We start from the raw sequence: 23,046 nt of genomic DNA, 5'->3' as shown, positions 1-23,046 counted from the left end.
CCGGTGCAACTGACCGGGTTTCGGCCCCAGGGTAAAGGGCTTGACGCGCAGATCGACAGCATTACCGATCGGGATGGGGCGGCAAGCCTGGTGGGGCAGGAAATCGGTATTCCCGGTGTGCTGCTGCCCACCTCCGGGGCGGGCGAGTACTACTGGCGCGACCTGGTCGGCCTGCGCGTTCACCACGTGGACGGCATGGATCTGGGCAAGGTAGTGCGAATGCTGGAAACCGGTGCCAACGATGTGCTGGCGGTGCGCGGCGACAGCAACAGCCTGGATCGGCGCGAGCGCCTGATTCCCTGGCTGCCGGACGATGTCATCACCGAGGTGAATCTGGCCGAAGGGCGGATGACGGTGGACTGGGATCCGGAGTTTTAAATGCCTTTTTCGGTGACGTTAGTGACTCTGTTCCCGGAAATGGCAAAAGCGATTACTGACTTTGGTGTTACCCGGCGAGCGGTGGAAAACGGCCAACTGCAGTTGGAAACCGTGAATCCCCGGGATTTCACCGAAGATCGTCACCGCACCGTGGATGATCGCCCCTTCGGCGGCGGCCCCGGCATGGTGATGAAGGTGGAGCCGCTGGCGAAAGCCCTGCAGGCCGCCCGCGCTGCCAATCCGGCAGCCACGGTGATCTACCTGTCCCCCCAGGGACAGCCGCTGACCCAGGCGAAAGCCGTGGAGCTGGCGGAAAAGCCCGGCCTGGTGTTATTGGCGGGGCGCTATGAAGGCGTGGACGAGCGTTTGCTCGAAGCCGAAGTGGATGAACAGATCTCCATCGGCGACTACGTGCTCAGCGGCGGTGAACTGCCGGCGCTGGTGCTGACCGATGCGGTCAGCCGACTGTTACCCGGAGTGCTGGGACACCAGGATTCCGCCGAGCAGGACTCGTTTTCTGGTGAATTCGAACACCTGCTCGATTGCCCCCACTACACCCGCCCGGAGGTGTACAACGGGCAGGCAGTACCGACGGTACTGCTGAGCGGCAATCACGCGTTGATTCGCCGCTGGCGCCTGAAACAGGCGCTGGGACGGACCTGGCAACAGCGTCCCGACCTGCTGGAACGTCGCCGGGCGCGGGGTTTGAGCAACGAAGAGCAGCAACTGCTGGATGAGTACATCGCCGAGCAGTCGCCGCATACAGCAAAAACGAGAGACTAGGAGCACTGCCATGAGTGGCAAGAACCTGATTATCCAGGGCATCGAAAACGCCCAGCTGAAATCCGATCTTCCGGAATTCGGCGCCGGTGACACCGTTACCGTGCAAGTGAAAGTAAAGGAAGGCACCCGTGAGCGTCTGCAGGCGTTCCAGGGCGTTGTGATTGCACGTCGCAACCGTGGCCTGAACTCTGCGTTTACCGTTCGCAAAATCTCCCACGGTGTGGGCGTTGAGCGTGTATTCCAGCTGCACAGCCCGCTGATCGATTCCATCGAAGTGAATCGTCGTGGTGACGTGAGCCGCGCCAAGCTGTACTACCTGCGCGACCGCTCTGGCAAGTCTGCCCGGATCAAAGAAAAAATCCGGTAAGACCCCGCGCTTACCTTCTGTCGCGAGCGAATGTCGGTTTAGCCTTTGCTGTAGGGCATGCGAAATCGACCTCTGGCCAGACAGAATGCTCCACACAAAAAAGCCGCTCCTGCAAGGGGGCGGCTTTTTTGCGTCTGGCATTACGGGTGCCTGTATTCAGTGTCACTCAGGCCGTGAATAGATCACCACTCGGTCCCGTCCCTGATGTTTTGCGGTGTACATCGCCCGGTCTGCCTCTTCAATCAGTGTATGGGCGTCTACGGCAGACTGTGCGGGAGTGCTGCTGACGCCAAAGCTGGCGGTGAGTTTTATTTCCGGAGAATCCGGGACAGACATTGTGTTGCGACGTAACGCTTCAGCACAGCGCTCTGCAACATTGTGGGCCTGTGACAGAGTGGCTCCGGGGAGCAGCATCAGGAACTCCTCGCCACCATAGCGGCCCAGCAAATCATTATCCCGCAGATTGTCCTGCAGCGTTTCGGCCACATGAATCAGTGCCTGGTCGCCGGTGGCGTGACCGTATCGGTCATTGATCTGTTTGAAAAAGTCCACATCCATCAGTACCACCGCCAGGCCCTTGCGGGAACGTGCTGACATGGTCAGTTGCTGGGTGAGGGTTTGCAGCAGATGTCCGCGATTGGCTACACCGGTTAGCGGGTCGCGTATGGAGCGGTCAAAGGTTGAGGCCTCCCGATGTCGCCAGGTAGACGTGAGGGCGGCAACGGTAAAGGAGTCTTTGATGATGATCAGGCCGGCCGCTACGATCATCATCAGGTCATACCATACCTGTGCCGGCCGGTAGTCCACAGGAGTCAGCAAGGGTCGATACAGGGTGCTATCCAGGCTGATCGCAATGGCATAGGCCAGTATGGCGCCCATGGAGAGAGCGAATACCAGGGTGATCTGGGTTGCCGGGAATAATAGCAGGCCTATAAGGACACAGCCGGTAAGCACAATGCCGGTGACCAGATTGAAGGGGCCTACCAGTAACAGCGAGACAATGCCGCTGAGCCCGAAAAACAGGATGGTGAAGCTGGCAAAACGGCTTTCCTGGGCGTCTGACATCTGCCGCCTGCTGCCAAACAGGGCGATGGCAAGCCATGCGAGGCTGGCAATGAGTCCCCAGGCCAGCCCTGCCCACAGGAGAGGGTTGTAGATACCCTCAATGAAGCGGGAAATGATCAGTCCTGAGGCGCACCCCAAGAAGATAATCCAGTAAATAGGCTGCCCGATCCAGCATATGAAAATGCCCTTCTCTCGGGGAGAGCCATTAATTTGCTGACCGATGAGCCGATATAGTTCTTCTAATGGTTTTATCATGGCTGCCGCGGTTGAGGTGCGGCTCCGCCGGTAGCGAAGCCGCACGAAATATTCATGCCTTTCTGAGCATTCGGTAGAGCGCCAGCAGTACCAGTGCACCGACGATGGCGGTGACAAAGCTGCCCAGGCTGAAACTGCCCATGGAGCCGCCAATCCCGGTGATGGAGCCAAGCCAGCCACCGACAAAAGCACCGGCGATGCCGATCAGGATGGTGACGATAAAGCCGCCAGGATCCTTGCCCGGCATGATCCATTTGGCAATGATGCCGGCGATCAGGCCAAATACAATCCACGATAAAATACCCATATTTCCTCTCCTTGGTAGTCGTTTTCAAAATGCATGGCGTCACCATTGTTGCCGCAAAATACGGCCTCTGTCGTTAACTTCGCCCGCTTTTAGACGTAATTTTTGGTAAAAGGCGAATGGGTGTTCGTCTTTGATTTTCTTTTAACTCATTGTTTTTTATTGCTGTTTAGGGCCTTATTCAGAAATGAACGCGTTAACCGATGACCATGGGCGCCTGATTGACAGCTGGCTGGATCAGCAGTGGCTGGAAAAGGGGCTCAGCGATCACAGCCTGGAGAGTTACCGGCGCGATATCCGTCAGCTGGCGGTGTGGCTGCAGGGGCAGCAAGGCACCTTGCTGCAATGTCAGCGTTACCAGCTGCTGGAATTTCTGGCAGATCGTCACCAGCAGGGCGTGGGGGCCCGCTCGGTGGCCCGGCAATTGTCAGCGGTTAAGAGCTTCTATCGCTGGCTGAAGCGGGAAGGGCGAATCGAAGAAGACCCGGCGCTGTTGATCGAGCGTCCCAAGACCGGTCGCCCGCTGCCGAAAACCCTCACCGAAGCGGATGTGGAGGCGCTGTTGGCGGCGCCGGATGTGTCCACGCCTCTGGGGCTGCGTGACAGGGCCATGCTGGAGCTGATCTATGCCACCGGGTTACGGGTTACCGAGCTGGTTACCCTGACCCAGAGCCAGGTCAACCCTCGCCAGGGGCTGGTCCGGGTGATTGGCAAGGGCGACAAGGAGCGGCTGGTGCCTCTGGGTGAAGAGTCCCTCCACTGGCTGGCGCGCTACCTGCGTGAGGCGCGTCCGCTGCTGTTGGGTAACAATCAGGAGCTGCTGTTTCCCAGCAGACGCGGCACCTGCATGACACGGCAGACGTTCTGGCACCGTATCAAGCAGATGGCCATGGTCGCCGGGGTGGAAAAAAAACTCTCACCCCATACACTGCGTCATGCGTTTGCCACCCACTTGCTGAATCACGGGGCAGACCTGCGGGTGGTGCAGTTGTTGCTTGGCCATAGCGATTTGTCTACCACCCAGATTTATACCCATGTGGCCCAGCAGCGGTTACAGGATCTGTACCAGAAACATCACCCCCGTTCGGGAACCTGATGCGGACAATCCGGTTCCAAGAGGGAAAATGAGGAGTAACGACAGAATGAATAAATGGTTTTTGGTGGTACTGACGGGGCTGATGGCCGCTTGCGGGGCGGATTCGAATTCTGAGCCGAAGAGCAATGACGCCGTTAACGGCGAAAAGGCCAGGGCGGCTTTCGAGGACGCTTTCGATGGTATGGAAGTGACCGAGGTCCGCGCCGCGCCCATGCCAGGGATGGTCGAACTGAATGTTAACGGCCGCGAAAGTGTCTACATGACCGAGGATGGCCGCCACCTCCTGATCGGCAAGCTGTTGGAGATCAAGGACGGGGAAGTGGTTAACCCGGCAGAGCAGCGTTTCGAGCAAGTGCGCAAAGAGGGTATCAAGACACTGGATCCGGCGGACATGATCACCTACGCGGCGGAAGACGAGAAAGCCGAAGTGTATGTGTTCACCGATATCACCTGTGGTTTCTGTCGCAAGCTGCATCGTCACATCGATGAGTACAACGCTGCGGGCGTCACCGTCCACTATCTGGCGTTCCCTCGCGGCGGGCCGACCACCGAGGCCGCGGCAGCAATGCGCTACATCTGGTGCGCGCAAGATCGTGCCCAGGCGCTCACCGATGCCAAGCTGAAGGATGAGGTGGTCCAGGCCGAGCTGACCGAGTGCGCCAAACCGGTGGACGAACAGTACCAGCTGGGCAATACCTTCGGCGTACGGGGTACCCCGGCCATCTATTCCATTGAAGGTGAGCAACTGGGCGGCTATGTGACCCCGGAGCAGCTGCTTGAGCGGCTCGAGTGACAGGCTGAACCCCGCGTAATCCGGCGCTTTCGGGCCGGGAATACAGCGTGAATACATTGACGGCGCAGGGATGCGCCGTTAATGTGTCCGCCTTCATTTTTCCCTCACCCAAGGTGCTATCGTGAAACAGATTTCCAGCGAATTCGTCGTCTGCCGCCCTATGTCTTCAATATCGTTGGCGATTTGAAGAAGGCTGCGCGGGCGCGGGGTGAGGACATCATCGATTTCGGCATGGGCAATCCGGATCAGCCCACGCCGCAGCACATTATCGACAAGCTCACCGAGACGGTGCAGCGGGGGGACACCCACCGCTATTCCCAGTCCCGGGGCATTCCGCGGCTGCGCAAGGCCATCGCCGATTGGTACCAGCGCCGCTATGACGTGGACCTGGACCCGGAATCCGAAGCCATCGTCACCATTGGTTCCAAGGAAGGCCTGGCACACCTGGCGCTGGCTACCATGGGCCCCGGGGATACCGTGCTGGTCCCCAACCCCAGTTACCCGATTCATCCCTATGGGTTTGTGATTTCCAACGCGGATATCCGCCACGTGCCCATGGTGAAAGGGGTGGATTTCTTCGTGGAGCTGGAGCGGGCCATCAAGGAATCCTGGCCCAAGCCGAAAATGCTGGTGCTCAATTTCCCGGGTAACCCCACCGGCCAGTGCGTTGACCTGGAGTTCTTCGAGAAGGTGGTGGCCATTGCCCGTGAACACCAGATCTGGGTGGTTCACGATCTGGCCTATGCGGATATCGTCTTTGACGGTTACAAGGCGCCTTCCATCCTCGAAGTGGAAGGGGCAAAAGAGGTGGCGGTAGAGTTCTTCTCCTTGTCCAAGAGCTATAACATGCCCGGCTGGCGGGTGGGCTTCTGCTGCGGTAACAAGGAGCTGATCCACGCCCTGGCACGGATCAAGTCCTATATGGACTATGGCACCTTTACGCCGATCCAGGTGGCCGCCATCGCCGCCCTGGAAGGGGACCAGACCTGCGTGGCCGACATCTGCGAGATGTATCGCAAGCGCCGGGATGTGCTGGTGGATGGCCTGGCGGAGATCGGCTGGCAGGTGGAAAGACCCCGTGCCACCATGTTTGTCTGGGCAGAAATTCCCGAGCCATACCGGGAGATGGGGTCGCTGGAGTTTTCCAAGAAGTTGCTGAACGATGCGGGTGTAGCGGTGTCCCCGGGCATTGGTTTTGGCGATTACGGCGACGATCATGTGCGCTTCGGGCTGATCGAAAACGAACAACGGACTCGGCAGGCTATCCGCGGCATCAAGAAGATGTTCCGCCAGGACGGCCTGCTGGGCTGAAAGCGCCTTTGCGGCCACAGGCCGCAGGGGAAGCTTGGAAAGCCGCTTTGGGCTTTTCAATACACTGATTAAATGAAACGAGGATAGGCTGTGGATTCGGTGAAGGTGGGTATTGCTGGTCTGGGCACTGTGGGCTCAGGCACCGTCAACGTTCTCAAGCGCAATGCGCGGGATATTGCCCGTCGCGTGGGACGTCCGATTGAAATTACCCACATCGGTGCGCGCCGGGACAATCCCGCCTGCGACACTCAGGGTATTCGCCTGTCCCGGGATATCTTCGCCGTGGCCACGGACCCGGATATCGATATCCTGGTGGAGCTGATTGGTGGCATCGATACTGCCCGTGAGCTGGTGCTCACCGCCATCAAGAACGGCAAGCATATTGTTACCGCCAACAAGGCGCTGATCGCCGAGCACGGCAACGAGATCTTCCAGGCGGCCCAGGATAACGGCGTGGATGTGGCTTTCGAGGCCTCCGTGGCCGGGGGTATCCCCATCCTCAAGTCCCTGGGCGAGGGGCTGGCGGCCAACCATATCAATTGGCTGGCGGGTATCATCAACGGTACCGGCAACTTTATCCTCACCGAGATGGAAGAGGGTGGCCGCGACTTCAAGGACGTGCTGGACGAAGCCCAGCAGCTGGGTTACGCGGAAGCAGACCCGACCTTCGATGTGGAGGGGATTGATGCGGCCCACAAGCTCACCATTCTGGCGTCCATCGCCTTCGGTATTCCGCTGCAGTTCTCCCAGGTCTACACCGAGGGGATCAGCCGCATCACCACCGAAGACGTGGCCAGTGCAGCCCACTTCGGCTACCGCATCAAGCATCTTGGCATCGCCAAGGACACCGGCAAGGGCATTGAGTTGCGTGTGCATCCGACCCTGGTGCCCAAGGAAACCATGTTGTCGGCGGTCAACGGGGTCATGAATGCGGTGATGATCCACGGTGATGCCGTGGGCCCGACCATGTTCTACGGTGCCGGCGCCGGTGCCGAGCCTACCGCCTCTGCGGTGGTGGCCGACATCATCGAGCTGGGCCGCGCCCTGACCGTGGACCACGACGAGCGGGTGCCATATCTGGGCTTCCACACCGACCACATGTCCGATGAGCCGATCCTGACCATTGACGACGTGTCCTGTTGTTTCTACCTGCGCCTGCATGTGCAGGACAAGAAAGGTGTGCTGGCTGACGTGACCCGCATCCTCAGTGACAACAATGTCAGCATTGATGCCATGATACAGCGGGAAGTGGACCAGGGGTTGGTGCCCATCGTGATGATGACCCACGAAGTCCGCGAGGGTGACATGAACCTGGCATTGGCCAAGATCGGTGCCCTTGATACCGTGGATAGCGATATAATGCGGATCCGGGTGGAAACACTGGACGCTTGATACACGACGCCGGACGCTCGGTTTTCAGCGTTCGGCGTCAAACATATGGCGTCTGGCGCGCCGATAAAGCGACCCAATTCAAGAACAGCAGAGCCTGCCTTAGTGGCTTTGCACTAGCAGCAGAGACCAACACCATGCCTTTTCGTGACCGTTACACCGGCCTGATCAACCGTTATCGTGACCACCTGCCGGTGAATGATGACACGCCCATCATCAGCCTGGGTGAGGGGAATACCCCCCTGATTCGCCTGAAGAATATCCCCAAAATGCTGGGCAAGGACGTGGATATCTACGTCAAATACGAAGGCCTGAACCCCACCGGTTCCTTCAAGGATCGGGGCATGACCATGGCGGTGACCAAGGCGGTGGAAGAGGGCAGTAATGCCATCATCTGCGCCTCCACCGGCAATACCTCTGCGGCTGCCGCCGCCTACGCGGCCCGTGCTGGCATCACCGCTTTCGTGCTGATCCCGGAAGGCAAAATTGCCATGGGCAAGCTGGCCCAGGCGATGATGTATGGTGCGGTGATCATGCAGATCCGCGGTAACTTCGATCAGGGCATGGAGCTGGTCAAGCAGGTAGCTGAAAAGGCGCCGGTGACCATCGTAAACTCCGTCAACCCTTATCGTCTGCAGGGCCAGAAGTCTGCTGCATTTGAAATTGTCGAAGAGCTGGGCCGTGCCCCGGACTTCCACTGCCTGCCAGTGGGGAACGCGGGCAATATCTCCGCCCACTGGATGGGCTACAGCGAATACAAGAAAGCCGGTGTGGTGAACAGTGCACCGAAGATGGTGGGTTATCAGGCCGAAGGGGCTGCGCCCTTCATGCGTGGCGGACCGGTGAAAGACCCGGAAACTGTGGCCACGGCGATCCGTATCGGTAACCCGCAATCCTGGGACAAGGCCTGGGCCCTTCAGGAAGAGTCCGGCGGCTGGTTCGACGAGCTGACCGACCAGGAGATTCTGGCTGCCCAGAAGATGCTGGCCGAGAAAGAAGGCATCTTCTGTGAGCCGGCCTCTGCGGCTTCTCTGGGTGGCGCCATGCGCGACATCAAGGCCGGCAAGATTCCGGAAGGCTCTACCATCGTCTGCACTCTCACCGGTAACGGCCTGAAAGATCCGGATACCGCTATTGCCCAATGCCAGGACAGCCGCATGGTGACCATCGATGCGGACCTGGATGCGGTGAAAGGCGCGATCCTCTCCAATATGTCCTGATCTGTTGTACGGATCGATAAAACGGAGCGCATAGCGCTCCGTTTTTTTATCTCTCTGCTGCGCTGTTGGAGCCTTTTCTACAAGGCGTATCCCATCAGTCTCTTTTCATTTATTTTTTTGTGAAGAAAGCGTCAACAAGAAAAATCCCCTGAAATTTTTCATTTGTTTTGGTCGTAGAAAAAAATCCTTGGCCAGAATATGTTAGGGTACTTTTTCTTTAAGGGAAGAAAGGGAACCACGACCCCGTGTCGAGATTACTGAAACCGCCTACCTTTATCGTGTCCTTTTCGGGCTGACTCTTCGCCCATTCCCTGGCCCTGCGCGGCCACTCCTCTCCTTGTAGTGTCATAACTGAATTTCGAAAAATACCCGTGTGTTAACACAGCAGGTATCACGCCGTGATTTGACTTTATTTGGTCAATATTTAGTCTGTAAAGAAAATCAGAGAAGGGAGCGTTAAATGAATAAGCGTGCTTTTGCAAAGCGCACTGGCTATTTGAGCTGTTTGCTTGCTGCGTCCATTCCCCTCAATGCTCATGCTGGTGCCGAACTGAGTGCCGGTGTCTGGTGGGTCTATCAATATGTGACGGATTCCGATTTTTCCGGCGCATCGTCCGCCTTCGATGAAGATCTGGATAACACCACCGGCGGCAACTTTGCCGATCCGGCGCTTATCCTCTATGCCGACGATGATGGTTCCCATGGCCCCTGGCGGTTCAGTGCAGAAGGGCGCCTCGGTACCGGCGGCTTTACCGATACCTCGAATAATAATTCCGGCGATACCTTCACCATGCATAAGGCATGGATCGGCTACGAGTTTGATGATGATACCCTGCTAACCGTGGGGAAAAGCCAGGTGCCTTTCGGCTGGAAAACCGTCAATTTCTGGCCCGGTGAAGGTGTGCTGGGTGGTTATGGCGATCAGATGGATGTGGGCTTCAAGCTCAGTTCTTCACTGAATGCCTTCAGCTACGATGTGGCCTATTACCACCAGGATGACTGGGGTGAGACCAGCACCGATACCGTAGATGACAACGGCCACTGGGGCAGCGCAACGACTTACCGAAAGATCAAGACTGGTGTCGTCAATGGCGACTGGAACTTTATGGAAGGCCACACTGTGGGGGCCTCCTACCAGAAGGGACGTCTGCAGGACCTCGCCGCCGCCGTGGCAAAGGCGCGCGATGATGAAGGTGATCATGAGGCAGTGAATCTGCATTACACCTTCAATATGAATGACTTCACCGCCCGCTATCAGTTCATCGATACGGAGCGGGACTTTGGCGGTATGGATGCGTTTCTACTCAGTGGCTCAGCCCCCGCCGATGAAGACGTGAAAACCCAGGTGCACATGGCCCAGCTGATCTACAACCCGAACCGCTGGAGCTATTACCTGGATGCGGGGGTGGCGAGTACCGATACCCGCGGCAACGACGCCGATGACGTGGAATTCTATGCGCCCGGCGTCAGCTACAAGTACGGACCTGGCTGGTTGTATCTGGAGTACCTGTGGTCGGATGGTGACGTGGATCGTAACGGTGATATTTACGAAGCAGATTTCCGTGCAGTCTACGCGTCGTTTGATTTTTATTTCTGATTGCCGGTAGCGGTCCTTCGGGGCCGCCTACTTGGGTTTAGATGATGAAGTGCGTTTTGAGGAGTGCATGTTTCGGGGAAGCGACCCCGACATCGTCCGGACCGACTGGCTGTAAGTTGCGGCATCCACTGCGCACCCCAAAGCAAGACGGAATACGGAGCTAAGATGAGTATTGATTACGAGACCGACTATGATGTCGGCCAGGATAATGTGCAGGTTCTGGGGATGGATCTGCACAATCCTGTTTTCTTTATCAGTGCCGTACTGATTATTACTTTTGTGGTCGGCACTCTGGCATTCCCGGAAGCGGCCAACGGTATGCTCAATGGCGCCAAAGGCTGGGCCATTGAGCATTTTGACTGGCTGTTCATGGTCAGCGGCAACCTCTTTGTACTGTTCTGTATCGCCTTGGCGTTGCTACCCACGGGGAAAATCCGCTTGGGTGGCCAGGAAGCCAAGCCTGAGTTTTCCACATTATCCTGGTTTGCCATGCTGTTTGCCGCCGGCATGGGTATCGGCCTGATGTTCTGGAGTGTGGCAGAGCCGGTGGCGTACCTGAACGGCCAGTGGTACGGCACCCCGCTCGGGGTGGAAGCGGGTTCTGAAGAAGCCCGCCATATGGCAATGGGGGCCACCATGTATCACTGGGGGCTGCATCCCTGGGCGATCTACGCGGTGGTGGCGCTGTCTCTGGCTTTCTTTTCCTATAACAAGGGTATGCCATTAACCATCCGCTCTGCGTTCTATCCGATCCTGGGTGAGCGGTGCTGGGGATGGCCAGGGCACATCATTGATACCCTGGCGGTAGTGGCGACTATCTTTGGTCTGGCTACCTCTCTGGGGCTGGGCGCGCAGCAGGCATCAGGCGGTTTGCACTTCCTGTTTGATACCCCCAATGCCATCAATGTGCAGATTGCGATCATCTTTGGTGTCACCGCCATAGCCGTGATATCGGTGATGCGTGGCCTGGATGGTGGCGTCAAGATTCTCAGTAATATCAATATGACGCTGGCGCTGTTCCTGTTGCTCTTTGTGATTGTCGCCGGTCCAACCTTGCTGATTTTCACCGGCTTTGGCACCACCGCTGTGGATTATCTGTCCAATATTATCCCACTGAGTAACTGGATCGGCCGCGAGGACGACAGCTGGTTCCACGGCTGGACCGTATTCTACTGGGCCTGGTGGATTTCCTGGTCACCCTTCGTGGGCATGTTTATCGCCCGTATTTCCAAGGGCCGCACAGTGCGGGAGTTCATTACCGCGGTGCTGCTGGTACCTACCATCATCACCATTATCTGGATGTCTGCGTTCGGCGGTGCCGGCCTGGATCAGGCCATTAACGGTGTCGGCGAACTGGCCGGTGGTGTCAATGATGCCTCCCTGGCTCTGTTCCAGATGCTGGAAAATCTGCCCTGGACCGGCATCATGTCGTTCATGGGGATTGTGCTGGTGCTGGTCTTCTTCGTGACGTCTTCGGATTCCGGCTCACTGGTGATTGACTCCATCACTGCTGGCGGCAAGCTGGATGCGCCGGTTCCGCAACGTGTGTTCTGGGCCGTAATGGAAGGTGTCATTGCCGGTGCCTTGCTGTATGGCGGTGGCAAGGAAGCGCTCAAGGCCCTGCAATCCGGGGCAGTGGCCACCGGGTTGCCGTTTACCTTTGTGCTGCTGCTTATGAGCGTCAGTCTCTACATGGGGCTTTCTGCAGAGAGCAAGCGGCTGAGGGCGCTCAAGACCACTTGATTGTCACAGCAAGGAAAGAAAAAATGCCCGCATCAGCGGGCATTTTTTTGGGTGATATCATGACCTGGCAGGCCACCGTTACCGGTTTTACGCAAGATGAACACCTGGACTGGGTGATGCTGCTGTCATGCGGTCATCGTCAGCATGTTCGTCACCAGCCCCCGTTCATGAACCGTCCCTGGGTCACCAGCGAAGCCGGGCGAGCCCGGCATCTGGGTATGGTAGTCACCTGTACCCAGTGCCAGCGGGGCATGCCGGTTCCCTCAGACAGCGATAGGTGAGGTCCCCTCACGCAGCCGGGTGTGGCGGTTGATAGTGTGCTGCAGGCCGAATAGAGATGGCAGATGCGGACCGACAACCCCTTTGCCGGTGGTCAGCAGGGCACCGCTCAATGCCCGTTGCGGATCCGCCCAGCAATAGATGCTGATAAAGCCAAGGTGACCGAAAGCGCGTGGCGCGCCGGGGCCGAACATGCCCATGCCCCGGTTCCCCAGCATGAAGCCGCTGGAGAAATTCAGGGGAATAAACAGGCTACGGTCGAAGCGCGGGCGGTGATAGGCCGGCTGCAAGGCGCGGGCAACAGTCTCCGGCTTGAAGATCTGCCAGCCGTCATAATGTCCACCGTTGAGTAGCATCTGGAAGAACCGGCTGGCTTCTTCGGCGGTGGCGTAGAGATTGCCCGCTGGCACGATGATGTCCTGAAAGCGGTCATCGTTGGTCACTTCCACGACTTCATCGATGCTGCCGCCCACCGCATAGGTGAGGAACAGGTCTACCAGTTTCATGGGGACGCCGGTGGAGACATCCCGGGCTCGCTCAGCGCCGGTCTGTCCAAAGGTGAAGTACTTCATGCCCATGGGCTGGCGGATCACCCGGTCCAGGGTGGCATTGAGATCTTCGCCGGTAACCGCTTCGACAATGGCGCCGAGGATAAAGCCGGCGGTGATGGCGTGGTAGGCCTGGGTGTTGAGGCCGCTGGGTTTGGCCTCGCAGAGCAGATCAATGATTTCCTGGGGGCGGTAAAGGATATCCGGTTCCACCTGTGCGGGCGGGCGGGGAATGCCGGCCTGGTGGGTCAGCAGGTGGCGAATGGTGGTGCGTCCCTTGCCGTTCTGGCCGTATTTGGGCAGGTAGCGGGTGACCGGGTCATCCAGGTCCAATTGCCCGGTTTCCACCAGATGATGGACCATCATGGCGGCCACCACCTTGGAGGCGGAAAACAGGCAGACCGGGGTGTCCGGGGTCATGATCCGCTGACTCTCCGGGTCCGCATAGCCGATGCTGCGGTCCAGCATGATCTCGCCGTGGCGACGCAGGCACAGGCTGATCGCCGGGCTCATGCCGCCCCGGTAAAGCTTGCGGGTGGCACGCCAGATGGCGTCCACCTGCTCAGACCCCATGCCGGTTTTTTCCGGCGGCGCTTCCTGCCCCTGGCGGACCAGGCCGTCCAGGCTGCGGGGAATGGGGGTGCCGTGTTTGCTTAGCAGACGGTTGATGCGGGGACGTAAAGCCATAAAAGTCTCTGATAACAAGTCGTGCCGGACCCGGAAGGACGGGATAAGTGTCAATATAGTGTTTATTGTGAAAGGACGACATTGTCCACGGAGGCGGCTCCCCTGCAATGGTCGGCCGTGCCATCATGATGGCGCCATATCACAATATTTTGGCCGTATCGGCCGGGGCGGCTGCGTTACACTGTCACTAACCGCATATGACAGCCGCAGGTTACAAGACTTTGTGTCCCGCGCCTTGGAAGATCAAGGTGCACCGATATTCAGAATAACAGCGGCATTTTTCAGGAGGTTACGTGAATACCATCAAGCAGTCCGATTTTCAGAGTTTCGCCGAGTTCTACCCCTATTACCTGCAGGAGCACGGTAACCCCACCTGTCGTCGCCTGCATGTGGTCGGCACCACGCTACTGCTGGTATTGCTGGCGACCATCATTACCGGGGCGTTGAGTGCCTGGTGGCTGTTTGCGTTGCCGGTGGTGGGTTACGGTTTTGCCTGGGTGGGACACTACTTTTTCGAGAAGAATCGTCCCGCCACCTTTCAGCATCCCTGGTACAGCCTGATGGGCGACTTTGTCATGTACAAAGACATTCTCACTCGCCGTATTGATTGGTAGAAACCGTATTCTGCACCAGGCCTCACGCGTCCTGGGTGAGTTGCCTGGTGCCTGCCTGCACGAAGCGTTGCAATGACCGCAGTTCAGTATTTTCATCCCGGTAATCACGGCCAGGGTGACAGAGAGCTTCCCGATCTGGATTGTCGGGAAAATATTGATGCCATGGTCTATGGCTTTTATCGCCGGTTGCTGGATGACTCGGTGATGGCGCCCCTGTTTCTGGAGGTGGCCGCTATCGATCTGGACAAGCACCTGCCGACCATCTGCCAGTACTGGTACAAGATGCTGCTGGGCGAGAGTGACTACCAGCGCCACATGATGGCAAAACACCGGGCACTGGATGACAAGCAGCCCCTGACCGGTGAGCACCATGAACGCTGGTTGCAGCATTTCATGAATAATCTCGACGGCCGTTTCGCTGGGCCTTATACGGACCGGGCGCGGCATATTGCCTTCCGGGTGATGGATAATCTGTATGCGCAGCTGAACAAAAGACGCGAGTGGAAAGTGTAAGGTTCAAAGTGGAAACGCGGTTGATGTTCGTTGCCAAAAGGATAGCAGGGTGGCCGCGCTTCATTGCAGACAGAGATTTTACGAAGCTCCTACCCCCCGTGTTTCCTGAAAGCGCTTGAGCGCGGCCTTTGCCCTTGTTGTCAGGCAAGGCCGTCACCGCCTTTCCACTTTGAACTTTCCACTGATCTTCTACCCGATCACTCCTTCCGCCTTCAACGCCGCAAACTCCTCGTCACTGAGCCCCAATTCCTCGCGTAATACCGCGTCGTTATGACTGCCTACCGCGCCGCCGGGCCAGCGGGTTTCGCCAGGGGTGTCTGCCAGTCGCGGGGTGATGGCGGGTACCTTGAGCGGCTTGCCGTTGATCTCCACCTGCTGGAACAGGCCGCGTGCCTGGAAATGGGGGTCGTTGAACATGTCGGCCACGGAGTAGATGGGACCAGATGGGACCCGTGCTTCTTCCAGCAGAGTCAGTACTTGCTCGCTGGGCAGGCTGCGACACCAGCTGTCCAGGGCCGTGTCGATCTCGGCCTCGTGTTCCACTCGACCGGCGTTGCTGGCCATGGCCGGGTTGTTTGCCATATCCGGGCGGCCGGCGGTGGTCATCAGGCGTTTGAAGATGGAATCGCCATTACCACCGATGACCACGAACTTGCCGTCGGCACAGCGGTAGGTATTGGTGGGGACGATGCCAGTGACGGTGGAGCCCGCTGGTTCGCGGATCACCCCGGCGCCATCGAATTCCGGAATTACACCCTCCAGAAGATTGAAGACCGATTCATACAGGGCCACATCCACAACCTGGCCCTTGTCACTTTTCTGGCGCTCGAACAGGGCCAGCAGAATACCCAGAGCCGCATGCAGGCCGGCGATGGTATCGCCCAGGGACAGGTTGGGGCGCACCGGGCGCTCGCCGGGGAAACCATTCACGTAACGCAGTCCGCCGATGCCCTCACAGACCGACGCATAGCCGGGTTTGCTGGCGTAGGGACCGGTCTGGCCGTAGCCGGAAATACGGGTGTAGATCAGGCCGGGGTTGTCCTCGGCAAAACTATCCGGGCCCAGCCCCCAGTTTTCCATGGTGCCGGGCCGGAAGTTCTCGATCACCACGTCGGCGTTACTCATCAGCTTGCGTACCAGCGCTTTGCCCTGATCGGATTTCAGATCCAGGGTCACGGATTTCTTGTTGCGCCCCAGACTGCGCCACCAGTAGGAGGTGCCGTCTTCATCCAGCTTGCGCCAGCCACGAATGGGGTCGCCACCGGGGGGCTCCACCTTCACCACATCGGCACCGAAATAGGCCAGCAGGGTGCCGGTAAAGGGGCCTGCCAGCAGCTGGCCAAGCTCAATAACACGGACACCGTCCAACGGCAGGCGGCGGGATGAGAGTTCGGGCATGGGATCTCCGTAGGTTGCGGTTTGCTGGGCCACAAGCCTAGCGGATTGGGTTGCGCAGTGGCAGTGCCTGAAATGCTCGAAACCGATTGCCTGGGGTCGGGGGTAGGGAAAGATCAGAGCGAGTAACGAGGTACGAGTTTCGAAATGCAAAACCAGGTGGCCTTTCGCAACTCGTACCTCGCTTATCGTCACTGGATATTCGCGGTCGAACGACCGCTCCCACGGGGTGGTTGTCCGGCCGGAGATTTTGCCTGTCTGCCCGCAGGCTATACAATCCGCAGCCTATTATAAGGAAAGCCCATGACCCCGGAACGCTATCGTCGCATCTGCGACACCCTGGACCGCCGCCAGCCTGATCTCACCGTGATCATGGATGGTGTCCACAAGCCCCACAATATCGCTGCCATTGTGCGCACCTGCGATGCGGTGGGAATTCTCGATGTGCATGCCATCCTGCCGAACAATCGGGCGCGCATGGCTGCCGGCACCGCCATGGGCTCCCAGCGCTGGGTGAAGGTACACAAGCGTGACGAGAGCATTAGTGTGATTCGCGAATTACAGGGGCAGGGTGTGCAGGTGCTGGCGGCCCATTTGTCTGACACCGCAGTGCCGTATCGTGAAGTGGATTACACCCGGCCTACTGCGTTGCTGCTAGGCACCGAAAAGTTCGGCGTCAGTGATGAAGTGGCGGCGGCGGTGGACCAGCATGTGATCATCCCGATGATGGGCATGGTGGAATCCTTTAACGTGAGCGTGGCGGCGGCCATTATTCTGGCAGAAGCCTGTGAGCAACGTCGCGCCAAAGGGTTTTATGATCAGCCACGGATTGATCCGGCTCGCTACCATGAGCTGTTGTTCCGCTGGGGCCACCAGAAAATCGCCCGCCTTTGCGATGCCGGGGGCATTCCCTACCCAGAGCTGGACGAAGAAGGGCAGGTGAAGGACAGTGCCGCCCTCACGGCACTGTTGCGACAGCAGCACTCACCGGACCCAGAGAGCTAGCCTTGGGCGCATGGCTCACCTGCCAATGGAAGTCGGCAGCGCCGCCTTGGCCCACCCAGGCCGGGAACCATAGGGTATTGTCCATGGTGGCGTAGCGTAGGCGGGCGATATCGATGTCCCGCTCCTCTGCCAGTTCAACCATGCGCTGCAACACCTTGCCATGGTGCACCTGATCCACTTCCTTAATGGTGTCCAGCATGGCCTGGCGCATCAGGCTGTTGAAATCATCACGGGCAATGCCGGAAAAATTCATCCGGTTAAGGTCAGCCAGAAAGGCATCGGCCAGAGCCGCTACTGATGTAAAGCGACCTTCCTTCTTCAGTTCTCGCAAGCGCTGGTTGACCACCTCGTCGTATTTCTCGAAGGCGCCATCCTTCTCGGCTTCAGCCAATGCCAGAATGGCTTCGCCCAGGCTGTCCATGTCCAGATAATCCAGTTTGGGGATGGCGCCAAGCAGATCAATCACCGTGCGTGGCATCCCCTCACTTTCAAAGCCCAGTCGTGGGGTAGCGCCCGGGTGGCGTTCATAATGGGTGGTGCTTGCCCTGTCGTCCTCGTAGAACATGTTCATGGTCACGCCATTGAGAAAGGCATCGAACAACCCATCGGGAACCACAGGCATATGGTTGCTGAAGAACATTTCCCAGCCCTGGTTGGAATCCATATGCAGCCAGTCACCGGGTAACCGGGTAGCGCCCAGGGTGTGCTCGAAATCGTTCATCTCTCCATCGACGGTACCGTACTGGCCCTTGCCATAGACGGAATCATAGGTGACGCGGGCGCCGTCCAGGTTATGAAAGTCGATGGCGAAATGGATTCGGGGTTCGCGCAGGAACATCAGGAAAAACTTCAGCACTTTGACGCTGCCGATGGCAAAGCGGGAAGGAATGGTCACCGACTGTTCGTAAAAATCCACCTGGAATTTCTGACTGAAAAAGGTCGGTAGATAGGCGTACCAGATGCGTGCCTTGACCAGAATCGAGGCTCTGACCGCGCCATCCTTGACGGCAATAGGGGTGGCCTTGATGTTCTTGCGAGTATCCAGATCCACGCGCAGGTTCTGGTTGAAAATACCCGTGCTGATGTTGACGTAAATGTTGTCGATGACATTCTCATCCTTGTGTGGACCAAGCCGTGGTGACATGCCCTTGATCTGGGTGAAATCCTTGGGCTCGTAGTCCATCTGCATCAGCGTGGTTTCAATGCGCCCGTTTTCCAAGTCCGCTTTGACGTAGTCCGCACGGGAGCGCTCGCTGTTATTGCGCACCAGGTAAATATAGCGGGGTTGATTTCGTGGAGAGTCCAGACGGATTTCCTCCAGCATGCTGCCTGTTTTGAGTTCATGTTGCTGTGGATCAAAACGGTCCCAGCCGCCATCACGGAACATGAAAGCCAGCTCGTCGAAATCATCAAAAATACCCGGCTCGCCCTCCGGTTTATGGTCGTTGTAGCCATCGATCCAGATCAGGCCGGTCTTGTCGAACTCGTCGATCTGGAAAGGAATCGGAATCAGTTTTCCCGCGCGCACGGCCATCAGTGACAGCTCATCAGTGGGAATGCCGTTATGGTCCGCCAGCTCGAAGCCCTTCATCTCCATGGGGTAGAGGTAGGTGAACTGGGTGGTATCCAGGGCCTTGAGAGTGCGATCCAGCTGGTCGGTGGAAATATTGCGCAGGCCGGAGGCCCAGCGGCCCATGGCGCTGGGATCCGCCTTGTAGAAATCCAGGAAATGCTCAAAGTAGGGATCGGGGACGCCCTCGGTCCAGATTTCCCGTGCCTGTAACGGGCTCACCAGAGTGAGAAAAAGGGCGGTGAGACCGATCCATGCCTGTCTGCCGGTCATTTTGTTATTCTCTTGGACGATTTGGATTGGCGAAACAAGGCCCTAGGGTATGACAAGCAACCACGAAAGAGTAGGCCTTGACGCCTTACACGAGCGGCTCCATCGCGTATTGCCGGCAGTGTCTTTGCGCTGCCAGGTATTGCCGAAGACACCACAAATCCGACTATGGCTGCTGGATGAGTTGTTCCCCGAGCAGGCATTGGACCCGCAAATCGTCAACGCGATCATGGAAGAACCGCCGTACTGGTCGTTTTGCTGGGCGTCCGGCCAGGTGCTGGCAGAGTTTCTGCTCACGCATCCCGAGTGGGTGCAGGGGCGCTGTGTGGTGGATGTGGGGCCGGGCTCCGGGGTGGTTGCCATTGCCGCCGCCCTGGCAGGGGCTGCACGGGTGATTGCCTGCGATCTGGATCAGGATGCGCTGACCGCTACCGCTCTCAATGCAGCAGAAAACCGGGTGGAGATCGAACTGAGCCAGGATCTGGGCAGTGCGCTGGTTGCGGCCGATCTGGTGACCGCAGCAGACATTCTCTACGACCGGGAGAACCTGCCATTGCTGGCCCGCTTCCAGCAGGCGCCCCGGGTGCTGCTGGCCGATTCCCGGGTGCCGGACCTGGATCCGCCCGGGTACCAGCTACTGGGGCAGTGGCAGTCCTGTACCTGGCCGGATTTGGGGGAATCCAGCGAGTACAACGGCGTGAGAGTGTTTGCCTCGGAACCGTCGCCCTGAAGCAATGTCAGAAAAGCTGTACGGCGTTGCTATCCGCTCCGAGTAGCCGCTGCATTCGCTGTAGGGTGGTGGGAAGGCCTCCACCGGCGATATCCGTTTTGATTGTTTTCTCAGCACAGGAGGAACGACGTTGTTGAATACCAAAAAACCGCTGCAACCCATTGTCTGGATGCTGGCACTGTGTGCCATCGTTTTGTCGCCAGCACAGGCGGCGTTGCCATCCGCCACGAGTGACGGCCAGGCGCTGCCATCGCTGGCGCCAATGCTGGAAGAAACGTCGCCGGCGGTGGTCAATATCGCTATCGAAACGCGGATTCGCACCGCCCGAAATCCGCTGATGGAAGATCCTTTCTTTCGCCGTTTCTTCAACATTCCCGAGCAGCAACAACGTGAGCGTCGTGCAGCCAGTGCCGGTTCCGGCGTGATTGTGGATGCCCAGGGGGGGTATGTGCTGACCAATGCTCATGTGGTGAAGAATGCGGATTCCATCGAGGTCACCCTCACCGATGGCCGTGAGCTGTCAGCGGAGCTGGTGGGCACTGACGAGGAAGTGGATCTGGCGGTGCTCAAACTGGAATCCGCCGACGATCTCACCCAGATTGCCATCGCCGATTCCACCGGCTTGCGGGTAGGCGATTTTGTGGTGGCCATCGGTAATCCCTTCGGACTGGGGCAGACCGTTACCAGTGGTATTGTCTCTGCGCTGGGCCGAACCGGCCTGGGAATTGAAGGTTATGAAAGCTTTATCCAGACGGATGCGTCCATCAATCCAGGCAACTCTGGTGGCGCCCTGGTGAACTTGCGTGGCCAACTGGTGGGCATCAATACCGCCATCATCGCTCCCGCCGGCGGCAATGTGGGTATCGGTTTTGCCATTCCCACGGAAATGGCCGAGAACGTGATGCACCAGCTAATCGAGCATGGCGAAGTACGCCGTGGTGTATTGGGTGTCACCGTTCAGGATCTTACCGCCGAGCTGGCTGAAGCCTTCGGTGTTCAGCGAAAGAACGGGGTAGTGATCACCCAGGTAATGGAAGAAAGCGCGGCGGAAAAAGCCGGCATTAAAAGTGGCGACGTGGTGATTGCCGTGGATGGTCGCCCTGTCAAGCGGGCGGCGGATTTACGTAACAAGGTCGGCATGGCACCGGTGGGCGAGAAAGTGAAGCTGACGGTTCTGCGCGATGGCAAACAGCGGGAAATGACAGCGATCATCAGCGAGTCGTCCCAGCAGGCATCCAGCGGTGAATCCGTGTCCAAATACCTGGAAGGTGCCAGCCTGCGGGACTTGCGCAAAGGTGAGCTGCAGCACGCGGATAGCGGCGTACTGGTGGACGATGTGAAACAGGGCTCTCCCGCCTGGCGGGCCGGGTTGCGTCGTGGCGATGTGATCATCAACGCCAACCGTCAGGATGTGGTGAACACGGCGGAACTACGCAATGCCATCGGCGACAAGGACGGTACTTTGTTATTGCGGGTGAATCGCAATGGGGGTGTGTTCTTTGTGGTGATCCGCTGATTCGGTTGCGTTGAAAGTGCAACGTTGAAAGTGGAAAAGCGCGGGCGAGTCTGGTGTTTAAAATTGCCAGGCTGTGCCCGCGTTTCATTTCTGCGTGGTTGATGGTCTTGGGAACCGTCGTCTCACTCTTCAAATGTCCCATGCCGTCCGGCGCCTTGCCGGAAACGTTCGGCGCCACCAATCGCTTCTTCAAACACCACCGGGTAGCCGCCGGCGCCTTCCTGGCGCAGGGCGTCCTCCTGTGGCAGGTCCCACTGTCGGTAGGCAGAAAGCCGGTCGGCCTGCAGGCATTGCTGTGGGAAGGCGGCGATTTGTCGGGCCAGGGTGATGGCTTCATCCAGTGCCGTGCCGTCGGCGACCACCCGGTTGGCCAGTCCGATCTGCAGAGCTTCATCGGCCGCCACCGGCCTCCCGGTCAGAATCAGATCCATGGCCCGGCTGTGGCCGATTAGACGAGGCAGACGTACGGTGCCGCCGTCGATCAGAGGGACGCCCCAGCGTCGACAGAAGACGCCGAAAGTAGCGGATGCTTCCGCCACTCTCAAGTCACACAGCAATGCCAATTCCAGGCCGCCGGCCACCGCAAAACCGCTCACGGCAGCAATCACCGGTTTGCTCATGAGCATGCGGCTGGGGCCCATGGGGCCGGGGCCGCTACCTGTCTCTTCGATTTCATTACGTCGTTGCGGATCGGACAGGGCGGATAGATCCGCGCCGGCACAGAAGTTGCCGCCGGCACCGGTGAGGATGGCCACTTTCAAGGCCGGGTCCTGCTCAAAAGCTTCAAAAGCTGCACGCAGGGCATCAGCGGTGGGACGATCCACCGCATTGCGCTTTTCGGGGCGATTCAGGGTGATGATGAAAAGGTCGTCGCGGGTCTCGGTGATTACCAGTTGTTGCGTCACAGTGTTATCCGTTATCTGCCGTTTCCCGCATCTAACCATAAATGAAACCGGGAAGGGGAGCGGTGTGTTCCGCTCCGTCCCGGTCCCGGTTAGTACGCCAGAGTGAAACGTTGACGCTCATGCTCTGGCTGCTCGACTTCATCCAGCATGGCTACGGCGAAGTCCTGTACCGAAATCCGGCTGTTGCCTTCGCTGTCCACTACCAGATCATCCTTGCCCAGGCGGAACTCGCCGGTACGTTCACCGGGAAAAATCTCTGCGGCGGGAGACAGCATGGTCCAGTTCAGTGTTGTCTCTGCCTTGAGAAGGTCCAGCGCATCCTGAGCGCCGAGGGCGGTGGGTTTATACTCCTCCGGAAAGTCGGGGGTATCGATCAGCAGGGTATCGTCTGCTACCCGCAGGGAACCGGCGCCACCCACCATTACCAGGCGCGGCACCCGGGCACGGTTGCTGGCGGCCATGATGGATTTTACGCCCTGCACGTAATAGCCACGAATATCGTCCTGGGCGTGGCCGCTGAAGGCGCTGACAGCCACATCCGCCCCGGCGAGCGCCTCAGTCAGTTGCGCGGTGTTCTGTACATCCACCTGTTCCACGGCCAGGTTGCTGGCGGTGGCATTTAATTTGCCCGGCTGACTGACAAGGGCGGTCACTTGATGACCGCGACGCAGGGCTTCTTCACGCAGGGCAGAACCGATAAAACCGCTGGCACC

Annotated in this window: 23 protein-coding genes; 16 read left to right on the top strand and 7 right to left on the bottom strand. The window is 58.4% G+C overall.

All coding sequences use genetic code 11. From position 1 onward, the window contains the following. From rimM to rplS, 3 genes are all read left to right on the top strand, one after another. The coding region (rimM, locus tag ACFE0K_RS16405; protein WP_434537086.1) for a ribosome maturation factor RimM at window positions 1-378 on the top strand (378 nt) is incomplete at its 5' end. Beyond that, the gene (gene trmD / locus ACFE0K_RS16400) at window positions 379-1,161 is read left to right on the top strand and encodes a tRNA (guanosine(37)-N1)-methyltransferase TrmD (protein WP_434537085.1); all 783 of its coding nucleotides are present in this window, start codon (window positions 379-381) and stop codon (window positions 1,159-1,161) included. Between the two features lie 10 nt (window positions 1,162-1,171). Beyond that, window positions 1,172-1,528, top strand: a complete 357-nt coding sequence (gene rplS, locus ACFE0K_RS16395) for a 50S ribosomal protein L19 (protein WP_434537084.1) — start codon at window positions 1,172-1,174, stop codon at window positions 1,526-1,528. A gap of 162 nt (window positions 1,529-1,690) precedes the next feature. On the opposite strand, the gene ACFE0K_RS16390 is transcribed toward rplS, so the two are convergent. Beyond that, the gene (locus tag ACFE0K_RS16390; RefSeq protein WP_434537083.1) at window positions 1,691-2,731 is read right to left on the bottom strand and encodes a diguanylate cyclase; all 1,041 of its coding nucleotides are present in this window, start codon (window positions 2,729-2,731) and stop codon (window positions 1,691-1,693) included. A 169-nt stretch (window positions 2,732-2,900) separates the two neighbouring features. After that, window positions 2,901-3,155 carry a GlsB/YeaQ/YmgE family stress response membrane protein gene (locus tag ACFE0K_RS16385; RefSeq protein WP_434537082.1) on the bottom strand — a complete coding sequence of 85 codons (255 nt, stop codon included), beginning with the start codon at window positions 3,153-3,155 and terminating at the stop codon, window positions 2,901-2,903. 184 nt (window positions 3,156-3,339) lie between these two features. Here ACFE0K_RS16385 and xerD point away from each other — a divergent pair, with 184 nt between their 5' ends. The 8 genes from xerD to ACFE0K_RS16345 all read left to right on the top strand — a co-directional run bounded on the left by xerD (window position 3,340) and on the right by ACFE0K_RS16345 (window position 12,582). Next, entirely contained in the window at window positions 3,340-4,248 is a 909-nt protein-coding gene (gene xerD, locus ACFE0K_RS16380) for a site-specific tyrosine recombinase XerD (protein WP_434537081.1), read from the top strand. A 46-nt stretch (window positions 4,249-4,294) separates the two neighbouring features. Further along, complete coding sequence (locus tag ACFE0K_RS16375) at window positions 4,295-5,041, top strand: DsbC family protein (protein ID WP_434537080.1); 747 nt, start codon at window positions 4,295-4,297, stop codon at window positions 5,039-5,041. A gap of 81 nt (window positions 5,042-5,122) precedes the next feature. Beyond that, window positions 5,123-6,352, top strand: a complete 1,230-nt coding sequence (alaC, locus tag ACFE0K_RS16370; RefSeq protein ID WP_434537079.1) for an alanine transaminase — start codon at window positions 5,123-5,125, stop codon at window positions 6,350-6,352. Window positions 6,353-6,442: 90 nt separating this feature from the next. Continuing rightward, window positions 6,443-7,744: a homoserine dehydrogenase gene (locus ACFE0K_RS16365; protein ID WP_434537078.1), complete on the top strand. Its 1,302-nt coding sequence runs from the start codon at window positions 6,443-6,445 to the stop codon at window positions 7,742-7,744. Window positions 7,745-7,878: 134 nt separating this feature from the next. Continuing rightward, a complete protein-coding gene (gene thrC / locus ACFE0K_RS16360; protein WP_035247810.1) occupies window positions 7,879-8,961 on the top strand; it encodes a threonine synthase in 1,083 nt (360 codons plus the stop codon). Between the two features lie 460 nt (window positions 8,962-9,421). Continuing rightward, window positions 9,422-10,558, top strand: coding sequence for a hypothetical protein (locus tag ACFE0K_RS16355; protein ID WP_434537077.1), 1,137 nt, complete (start codon window positions 9,422-9,424; stop codon window positions 10,556-10,558). 165 nt (window positions 10,559-10,723) lie between these two features. Then, the gene (locus ACFE0K_RS16350) at window positions 10,724-12,301 is read left to right on the top strand and encodes a BCCT family transporter (RefSeq protein ID WP_434537076.1); all 1,578 of its coding nucleotides are present in this window, start codon (window positions 10,724-10,726) and stop codon (window positions 12,299-12,301) included. Between the two features lie 23 nt (window positions 12,302-12,324). Beyond that, complete coding sequence (locus ACFE0K_RS16345; RefSeq protein WP_434537075.1) at window positions 12,325-12,582, top strand: DUF3565 domain-containing protein; 258 nt, start codon at window positions 12,325-12,327, stop codon at window positions 12,580-12,582. On the opposite strand, the gene ACFE0K_RS16340 is transcribed toward ACFE0K_RS16345, so the two are convergent. Beyond that, the gene (locus tag ACFE0K_RS16340; RefSeq protein ID WP_434537074.1) at window positions 12,565-13,815 is read right to left on the bottom strand and encodes a serine hydrolase domain-containing protein; all 1,251 of its coding nucleotides are present in this window, start codon (window positions 13,813-13,815) and stop codon (window positions 12,565-12,567) included. The genes ACFE0K_RS16345 and ACFE0K_RS16340 overlap by 18 nt on opposite strands. A gap of 293 nt (window positions 13,816-14,108) precedes the next feature. On the opposite strand from ACFE0K_RS16340, the gene ACFE0K_RS16335 reads away from it, so the two are divergent. Then, the gene (locus tag ACFE0K_RS16335) at window positions 14,109-14,429 is read left to right on the top strand and encodes an Mpo1-like protein (RefSeq protein WP_434537073.1); all 321 of its coding nucleotides are present in this window, start codon (window positions 14,109-14,111) and stop codon (window positions 14,427-14,429) included. Window positions 14,430-14,501: 72 nt separating this feature from the next. Next, window positions 14,502-14,942, top strand: a complete 441-nt coding sequence (locus ACFE0K_RS16330) for a group III truncated hemoglobin (RefSeq protein WP_434537072.1) — start codon at window positions 14,502-14,504, stop codon at window positions 14,940-14,942. Between the two features lie 189 nt (window positions 14,943-15,131). Here ACFE0K_RS16330 and ACFE0K_RS16325 read toward each other — a convergent pair whose 3' ends face one another. Next, on the bottom strand, window positions 15,132-16,340 hold the full coding sequence (locus ACFE0K_RS16325) for a CaiB/BaiF CoA transferase family protein (RefSeq protein ID WP_434537071.1): 1,209 nt from the start codon (window positions 16,338-16,340) through the stop codon (window positions 15,132-15,134). A 300-nt stretch (window positions 16,341-16,640) separates the two neighbouring features. Between ACFE0K_RS16325 and trmH the strand changes: the two genes are divergently transcribed. After that, window positions 16,641-17,342 carry a tRNA (guanosine(18)-2'-O)-methyltransferase TrmH gene (trmH, locus tag ACFE0K_RS16320; RefSeq protein ID WP_434537070.1) on the top strand — a complete coding sequence of 234 codons (702 nt, stop codon included), beginning with the start codon at window positions 16,641-16,643 and terminating at the stop codon, window positions 17,340-17,342. Here the strand turns inward: trmH and ACFE0K_RS16315 are convergent. Then, the gene (locus ACFE0K_RS16315) at window positions 17,296-19,185 is read right to left on the bottom strand and encodes a hypothetical protein (protein ID WP_434537069.1); all 1,890 of its coding nucleotides are present in this window, start codon (window positions 19,183-19,185) and stop codon (window positions 17,296-17,298) included. The genes trmH and ACFE0K_RS16315 overlap by 47 nt on opposite strands. A 49-nt stretch (window positions 19,186-19,234) precedes the next feature. Here ACFE0K_RS16315 and ACFE0K_RS16310 point away from each other — a divergent pair, with 49 nt between their 5' ends. Together ACFE0K_RS16310 and ACFE0K_RS16305 are read left to right on the top strand one after the other, a co-directional pair. Continuing rightward, entirely contained in the window at window positions 19,235-19,912 is a 678-nt protein-coding gene (locus ACFE0K_RS16310) for a class I SAM-dependent methyltransferase (protein WP_434537068.1), read from the top strand. A 169-nt stretch (window positions 19,913-20,081) separates the two neighbouring features. After that, window positions 20,082-21,428 (top strand): DegQ family serine endoprotease, encoded by a 1,347-nt coding sequence (locus ACFE0K_RS16305; protein ID WP_434537087.1) that lies wholly within the window; start codon window positions 20,082-20,084, stop codon window positions 21,426-21,428. Window positions 21,429-21,550: 122 nt separating this feature from the next. On the opposite strand, the gene ACFE0K_RS16300 is transcribed toward ACFE0K_RS16305, so the two are convergent. Continuing rightward, window positions 21,551-22,333: a crotonase/enoyl-CoA hydratase family protein gene (locus tag ACFE0K_RS16300; RefSeq protein ID WP_434537067.1), complete on the bottom strand. Its 783-nt coding sequence runs from the start codon at window positions 22,331-22,333 to the stop codon at window positions 21,551-21,553. An 89-nt stretch (window positions 22,334-22,422) separates the two neighbouring features. Next, window positions 22,423-23,046, bottom strand: a 624-nt coding sequence (locus ACFE0K_RS16295; protein ID WP_434537066.1) for an NAD(P)-dependent oxidoreductase, incomplete at its 5' end; no start/stop codon positions are given.

Origin of the sequence: Alcanivorax sp., assembly GCF_051117345.1 — a bacterium.
Lineage (GTDB): Bacteria > Pseudomonadota > Gammaproteobacteria > Pseudomonadales > Alcanivoracaceae > Alcanivorax.
This window is presented reverse-complemented; position numbering and strand designations above follow the sequence as displayed.

What these genes read in the sequence shown, in the direction of transcription:
- ACFE0K_RS16355 (WP_434537077.1), top strand. Translation starts at nt 9,422, where the DNA reads ATGAATAAGCGTGCTTTTGCAAAGCGCACTGGCTATTTGAGCTGTTTG.
- thrC (WP_035247810.1), top strand. Translation starts at nt 7,879, where the DNA reads ATGCCTTTTCGTGACCGTTACACCGGCCTGATCAACCGTTATCGTGAC.
- ACFE0K_RS16345 (WP_434537075.1), top strand. Translation starts at nt 12,325, where the DNA reads ATGCCCGCATCAGCGGGCATTTTTTTGGGTGATATCATGACCTGGCAG.
- ACFE0K_RS16375 (WP_434537080.1), top strand. Translation starts at nt 4,295, where the DNA reads ATGAATAAATGGTTTTTGGTGGTACTGACGGGGCTGATGGCCGCTTGC.
- alaC (WP_434537079.1), top strand. Translation starts at nt 5,123, where the DNA reads ATGTGTCCGCCTTCATTTTTCCCTCACCCAAGGTGCTATCGTGAAACA.
- trmD (WP_434537085.1), top strand. Translation starts at nt 379, where the DNA reads ATGCCTTTTTCGGTGACGTTAGTGACTCTGTTCCCGGAAATGGCAAAA.
- ACFE0K_RS16350 (WP_434537076.1), top strand. Translation starts at nt 10,724, where the DNA reads ATGAGTATTGATTACGAGACCGACTATGATGTCGGCCAGGATAATGTG.
- ACFE0K_RS16340 (WP_434537074.1), bottom strand. Translation starts at nt 13,815, where the DNA reads ATGGCTTTACGTCCCCGCATCAACCGTCTGCTAAGCAAACACGGCACC.
- ACFE0K_RS16325 (WP_434537071.1), bottom strand. Translation starts at nt 16,340, where the DNA reads ATGCCCGAACTCTCATCCCGCCGCCTGCCGTTGGACGGTGTCCGTGTT.
- xerD (WP_434537081.1), top strand. Translation starts at nt 3,340, where the DNA reads ATGAACGCGTTAACCGATGACCATGGGCGCCTGATTGACAGCTGGCTG.
- ACFE0K_RS16385 (WP_434537082.1), bottom strand. Translation starts at nt 3,155, where the DNA reads ATGGGTATTTTATCGTGGATTGTATTTGGCCTGATCGCCGGCATCATT.
- trmH (WP_434537070.1), top strand. Translation starts at nt 16,641, where the DNA reads ATGACCCCGGAACGCTATCGTCGCATCTGCGACACCCTGGACCGCCGC.
- rplS (WP_434537084.1), top strand. Translation starts at nt 1,172, where the DNA reads ATGAGTGGCAAGAACCTGATTATCCAGGGCATCGAAAACGCCCAGCTG.
- ACFE0K_RS16305 (WP_434537087.1), top strand. Translation starts at nt 20,082, where the DNA reads ATGCTGGCACTGTGTGCCATCGTTTTGTCGCCAGCACAGGCGGCGTTG.
- ACFE0K_RS16310 (WP_434537068.1), top strand. Translation starts at nt 19,235, where the DNA reads ATGACAAGCAACCACGAAAGAGTAGGCCTTGACGCCTTACACGAGCGG.
- ACFE0K_RS16315 (WP_434537069.1), bottom strand. Translation starts at nt 19,185, where the DNA reads ATGACCGGCAGACAGGCATGGATCGGTCTCACCGCCCTTTTTCTCACT.
- ACFE0K_RS16330 (WP_434537072.1), top strand. Translation starts at nt 14,502, where the DNA reads ATGACCGCAGTTCAGTATTTTCATCCCGGTAATCACGGCCAGGGTGAC.